The organism is Pararhodobacter sp., from assembly GCF_034676075.1.
Taxonomy (GTDB): domain Bacteria; phylum Pseudomonadota; class Alphaproteobacteria; order Rhodobacterales; family Rhodobacteraceae; genus Pararhodobacter.
This window is the reverse complement of the sequence record NZ_JAUCCQ010000186.1, coordinates 1-5,121: the sequence shown is the minus strand read 5'-3', so window position 1 is coordinate 5,121 and position 5,121 is coordinate 1. Positions and strand designations below refer to the sequence as shown.

At 67.9% G+C, this 5,121-nt stretch carries 5 protein-coding genes; 3 read left to right on the top strand and 2 right to left on the bottom strand.

What is annotated here, in order from left to right:
- Nucleotides 1-107 precede the first annotated feature (107 nt).
- A complete protein-coding gene (carA, locus tag VDQ18_RS22710; protein ID WP_323023133.1) occupies nucleotides 108-1,280 on the top strand; it encodes a glutamine-hydrolyzing carbamoyl-phosphate synthase small subunit in 1,173 nt (390 codons plus the stop codon).
- 233 nt (nucleotides 1,281-1,513) lie between these two features.
- The gene (locus tag VDQ18_RS22705; RefSeq protein WP_323023132.1) at nucleotides 1,514-3,358 is read left to right on the top strand and encodes a glycosyltransferase family 2 protein; all 1,845 of its coding nucleotides are present in this window, start codon (nucleotides 1,514-1,516) and stop codon (nucleotides 3,356-3,358) included.
- Nucleotides 3,359-3,363: 5 nt separating this feature from the next.
- On the opposite strand, the gene VDQ18_RS22700 is transcribed toward VDQ18_RS22705, so the two are convergent.
- Nucleotides 3,364-4,017 carry a GntR family transcriptional regulator gene (locus VDQ18_RS22700; RefSeq protein ID WP_107749593.1) on the bottom strand — a complete coding sequence of 218 codons (654 nt, stop codon included), beginning with the start codon at nucleotides 4,015-4,017 and terminating at the stop codon, nucleotides 3,364-3,366.
- A 108-nt stretch (nucleotides 4,018-4,125) separates the two neighbouring features.
- On the opposite strand from VDQ18_RS22700, the gene VDQ18_RS22695 reads away from it, so the two are divergent.
- Nucleotides 4,126-4,782 carry a pyrimidine 5'-nucleotidase gene (locus VDQ18_RS22695; protein ID WP_323023131.1) on the top strand — a complete coding sequence of 219 codons (657 nt, stop codon included), beginning with the start codon at nucleotides 4,126-4,128 and terminating at the stop codon, nucleotides 4,780-4,782.
- A 4-nt stretch (nucleotides 4,783-4,786) separates the two neighbouring features.
- On the opposite strand, the gene VDQ18_RS22690 is transcribed toward VDQ18_RS22695, so the two are convergent.
- A partial coding sequence (locus VDQ18_RS22690; RefSeq protein WP_416235143.1) for a serine O-acetyltransferase occupies nucleotides 4,787-5,121 on the bottom strand: 335 nt, incomplete at its 5' end.

Genomic DNA, 5,121 nt, shown 5'->3' with positions numbered 1-5,121 from the left:
CGCGCCCCCCCCCCCCCCCCCCCCCCCCCGCCCCTCCCCCTGAACGGCCCCTTGATTCCCCCCGCCCTTCCCCGTAAGGACGGGCGGATACAGACAGGAGCCGTCCGATGTCCGCAGCCCCCGCGCAGCCGCGCCCGACCGCATGCCTTGTTCTCGCCGACGGCACCATCTTCTACGGTCACGGTTTCGGCGCGACCGGCGAGACGGTGGCGGAACTGTGTTTCAACACCGCGATGACCGGCTATCAGGAGATCATGACCGATCCCTCCTATGCCGGGCAGGTCGTGACCTTCACCTTCCCCCATATCGGCAATGTCGGCGTCAATGACGACGATGACGAGGCCAGCAAGGCCACGGCCGAGGGCATGGTGGTTAAATGGGATCCGACCGAACCCTCGAACTGGCGCGCGGCGGGCGAGCTGACCGCCTGGATGACCCGGCAGGGCCGGATCGGCATCGGCGGCATCGACACCCGCCGCCTGACCCGGGCGATCCGCCAGCTGGGCGCCCCGCATGTGGCGCTGGCCCATGACCCCGAAGGCAATTTCGACATCGAGCGTCTGCTGGGCAAGGCCCGCGGCTGGAAGGGGCTCGTCGGCCTCGATCTGGCCAAGGACGTGACCTGCGCCCAATCCTACCGCTGGAACGAGATGCGTTGGGCCTGGCCCGAGGGCTACAAGCCCCAGACCGAGCCCCTGCACAAGGTGGTCGCCATCGACTATGGCGCCAAGAAGAACATCCTGCGCTGCCTGGCCTCGGCCGGCTGTGACGTGACCGTTCTGCCGGCCAATGCCACCGCCGAAGAGGTGCTGGCGCTGAACCCCGATGGCGTCTTCCTGTCGAATGGCCCGGGCGATCCGGCGGCGACCGGCGATTACGCCGTGCCGATGATCAAGGGCGTTCTGGCGGCCGATCTGCCGGTCTTCGGCATCTGCCTCGGCCACCAGATGCTGGCGCTGGCCCTGGGGGCCCGCACGGTCAAGATGAACCACGGCCACCACGGTGCCAACCACCCGGTCAAGGACAACGACACCGGCAAGGTCGAGATCACCTCGATGAACCACGGTTTCACCGTCGACAGCCAGACCCTGCCCAAGGGTGTGGTCGAGACGCATTTCTCGCTCTTCGACGGCTCGAACTGCGGGATCCGCATGGCCGACCGGCCGGTCTTCTCGGTGCAATACCACCCCGAGGCCAGCCCCGGCCCGCAGGACAGCTATTACCTGTTCGAGCGTTTCGCCGCCGCCATGGCCGCACGCAAGGCGGCCAGCGCCGCCTGACACGAGGGCGCGCGGCCCTCTTTGTCGCGCGCCGTTCCTGCCTTTCGTCGGCCCTCCCCGCGAGGGCTCCGGCAGCGCGGCAGGGCCGTTAACGATCTGTTAACCTTCTCTCGCCAAGACTCCTCGCTTTAGTGTGTGTGGGGGTGTCTATGGGGCACGCGTGTGAAGAGCCCGATGTGCCGGGCGTTGAGGCTCTTTTGCCGTCGCGCCCCCCCGCAGAGGTGGCGCTCCCCTTGCCCCCTCGGCCCCCTCCGGTCCGCACGCCCCTCGGCACGATCCTCCTGCGACGCGGCGCGATCCATGCGGCCGATCTGGTCCGGGCGCTGGAATTGCAAAGCCGCAAGCAGGCGCGGTTGGGCGATATCCTGCGCGCCCATGGCATGGCCAGCGAGGAGGACATCGTGGCCGCGCTGGCCGAGCAATTCGGCACAACCATCGTCGATACCCGCCAGGGCCGCCCCGATCCGCGCCTGATCGACCGTCTGGGGCCGCGCCGCTGCCTGCAGATCGGCTGCCTGCCCTGGTCGCGGGCGGGGGCGGTCACCGTGGTCGGCACGGCCACGCCCGACGCGTTCGAGACCCACAGACCCGAGCTGGAGGCACGGCTGGGCCCGGTCGTCATGGCCGTGCTGCCCGAAGCCGAGCTGCACCGCGCCCTGCTCCGATCGCGTCAATCCGCCCTGCGGCTGATGGCGGAAACCTGCGTCGCGGCGACGGAAAGCTGCCGGATGTGGGATGCGCGGCGCTTCAGCCGCCGGATTCTGCTGGCCGCCTTGCTTCTGGGCCTGTCGGCGGCGATCGCGCCGGGTGTGACCTTCTTCGCCGTCTTCGCCGTGGTCCTGCTGTTCCTGCTCGCGGGCAACCTGATGAAGCTGGCCGCGACCATCGCGCAGCTGCGCGCGCTGCGCCGCGGGCCCAGCCAGAGCCCCCCGGCGCCGCAGAGCCGCAAGCCGACACTCTCGATCATGGTGCCGCTGTTTCGCGAGCCCGACATCGCGCCGCGGCTGGTCAAGCGGCTGGGCGCGCTGACCTATCCCCGGGAATTGCTCGATGTCATGCTGGTGGTCGAGGAGGACGACCAGCTGACCCGGGCCGCCCTGGCCGGGACCCGGTTACCCGACTGGATGCGGGTCATCCCGGTGCCGAACGCACCGCTCAGGACCAAGCCGCGCGCCCTGAACTATGCCCTGAACTTCGCCCGCGGGTCGATCATCGGCGTCTATGATGCTGAGGATGCGCCGGCTCCCGATCAGCTGCTTCGCGTGATCGAGGTGTTCGACGCCGGCGGACCGTCGCTGGCCTGCGTGCAGGGCATCCTCGATTACGTGAACCCCCGGACCAACTGGCTGAGCCGTTGTTTCACCATCGAATACGCCGCCTGGTTCCGCCTGATCCTGCCGGGGCTGGCGCGCCTGGGGCTGGTGGTGCCGCTGGGGGGCACGACCCTGTTCTTCCGCCGGGCCATCCTTGAGGAGCTCGGCGGCTGGGACGCGCATAACGTGACCGAGGATGCCGATCTCGGGCTCAGACTCGCGCGGCACGGCTACCGGACGGATCTGGTCGCCTCAGTCACGCTGGAAGAGGCGAATTGCCGGGTCTGGCCCTGGATCAAGCAACGGTCCCGCTGGCTGAAAGGCTATGGCATGACCTATGCCGTGCACATGCGCGACCCGGGATTGCTGTGGCGGCAACTGGGCCCGTGGAAATTCGCCGGGGTGCAGGTGCTGTTTCTCGGGACGCTGATCCAGTTCCTGTTCGCGCCGATTCTGTGGAGCTTCTGGCTGCTGCTGTTCGGGTTCGGCCATCCCTTCGCGACCGAGATGACGTCGCGCTCCGCCGACACGGTGGCGGTGCTCTTTCTTGGCATCGAGGTGATGTCGCTGGCCATCAACATCCTGGCGCTGCAGGGCACGCAACACCGTTTCCTGCGAATCTGGACGCTGAGCCTGCACCTGTATTTCCCGCTGGCGGTCGTCGCTGCCTGGAAAGGCTGCTGGGAGCTGGTGGCAAAGCCCTTCTACTGGGACAAGACGACCCACGGGCTGCATGACGGCGCCGCCGCGGTCAGCTACGTCTGACCCGGTCAGCGCGCCTTGCGCCGGTCGCCCGATTCGAGCTTCAGCCGCGTCTCGAAAGCGCGGCTGATATGCTCGCGCAGGGCCCGGTCGGCGGCCTCGCCATCGCCGCGGGCGATGGCCTCGACAATCGCCTCATGCTCGTCGAGCGCGGTGCGACCCCGCCCTTCCGCTTCCAGCGAGGTCGTGGCCAGCAGCGCCATCGAGCGGTGCACAAGGTCCAGTTGCTGCACCAGAAAGCGGTTGTGGCTGGCCAGGTGGATCTGCTTGTGAAAGCGCTTGTTGGCTCGGCTCAGCGCCTTGGGGTCGTTCATCAGCCGCCGGTCGTCATTCACCATGTCGCGCAGGACGCGTACTTCCTCGACCGAGGCGTGTTTCGCCGCCAGCCGCGCCGCCAGCCCTTCGAGCTGGGCGCGGACCACATAGAGCTCCGCCAGCTGGTTGTGATCGAGCGAGGCCACGATCAGCGAGCGGCCGTCGCGGGTCAGCAGGCTTTGCGTCTCAAGCCGTTGCAGGGCCTCGCGAATGGGCGTGCGCGAGACGCCGAAGCGTTCGGCCAGTTCCGATTCGACCAGCCGGTCGCCGGGTTTGTAGACCCCGTCGTCGATCGCCGCCAGGATCAGCGAATAGGCGTCGAGCAGGGGTTGGCGCTGGTCGTTCATGCGGGTCCTCCGAGGGGGCGAAGACTAGTGTCGGGCGCGGGCGGTGAAAAGCCCTGATTCGCGCCCTGGCATCTTGTGCCGCAGCCGCCTTGCCGGTAGCCCTTGGCCATGGCGCACGAACATTTCCAGCATGTCGATACCTGGGTCTTCGACCTCGACAACACGCTCTATCACCCGCGGGTCCGGCTGTTTGACCAGATCGACGTGAAGATGACCGATTTCGTCATGCGGGTGACGGGGGCGGACCGGGCGGAATCAGACCGCCTGCGGCGCGATTACTGGCTGACCTATGGCACGACGCTGGCCGGGCTGATGGCGCATCACGCGGTCGATCCGGTGCCCTATCTGGTCGAAGTGCACGACATCGACTTTTCGGTGCTGGAGCCCGATCCCGAGCTGCGGGACGCCATCCTCGCGCTGAAAGGACGGCGCATCGTCTATACCAACGGCTCGGCCCCCTATGCCCGCAAGGTGCTGGAGGCCCGGGGGCTCGAGGGCCTCTTCGAGGCGGTCTATGGCGTCGAGGACGCGGGCTACCGGCCGAAACCGCAGGCCGAGGCTTTCGAGACGGTCTTTGGTCTGGCCGGGCTGGACCCGTCCCGCGCGGCGATGTTCGAGGATGACCTGCGCAACCTCAAGGTGCCGCATGCGCTGGGAATGCGGACGGTTCTGGTCGGGCCCGAGGCGGAAACCCCCGACCCGGAATCCCACGCCCATGTGCATCATCGCACGGATGATCTGGCGGGCTTCCTGCGGGGGCTCTGAGCGCTTATTCGGCGCTCAGCGAATGGTTCATCGACAGCGCGGGCTGGGCGCAGCCGGCCTCGCCCACGATCTTGGCGGGAACCCCGGCCACGGTCTTGCAGCAGGGCACATCCTCCAGCACCACCGAACCCGCGGCGATGCGGGAATTGGCACCGACCTTGATGTTGCCCAGCACCTTGGCACCCGCGCCGATCAGCACGCCGTCGCCGATCTTGGGGTGACGGTCGCCGTCTTCCTTGCCGGTGCCGCCCAGCGTCACCGAATGCAGCATCGACACGTTGTCACCCACCACCGCGGTTTCGCCGATGACGATGGAATGGGCGTGGTCGATCATGATCC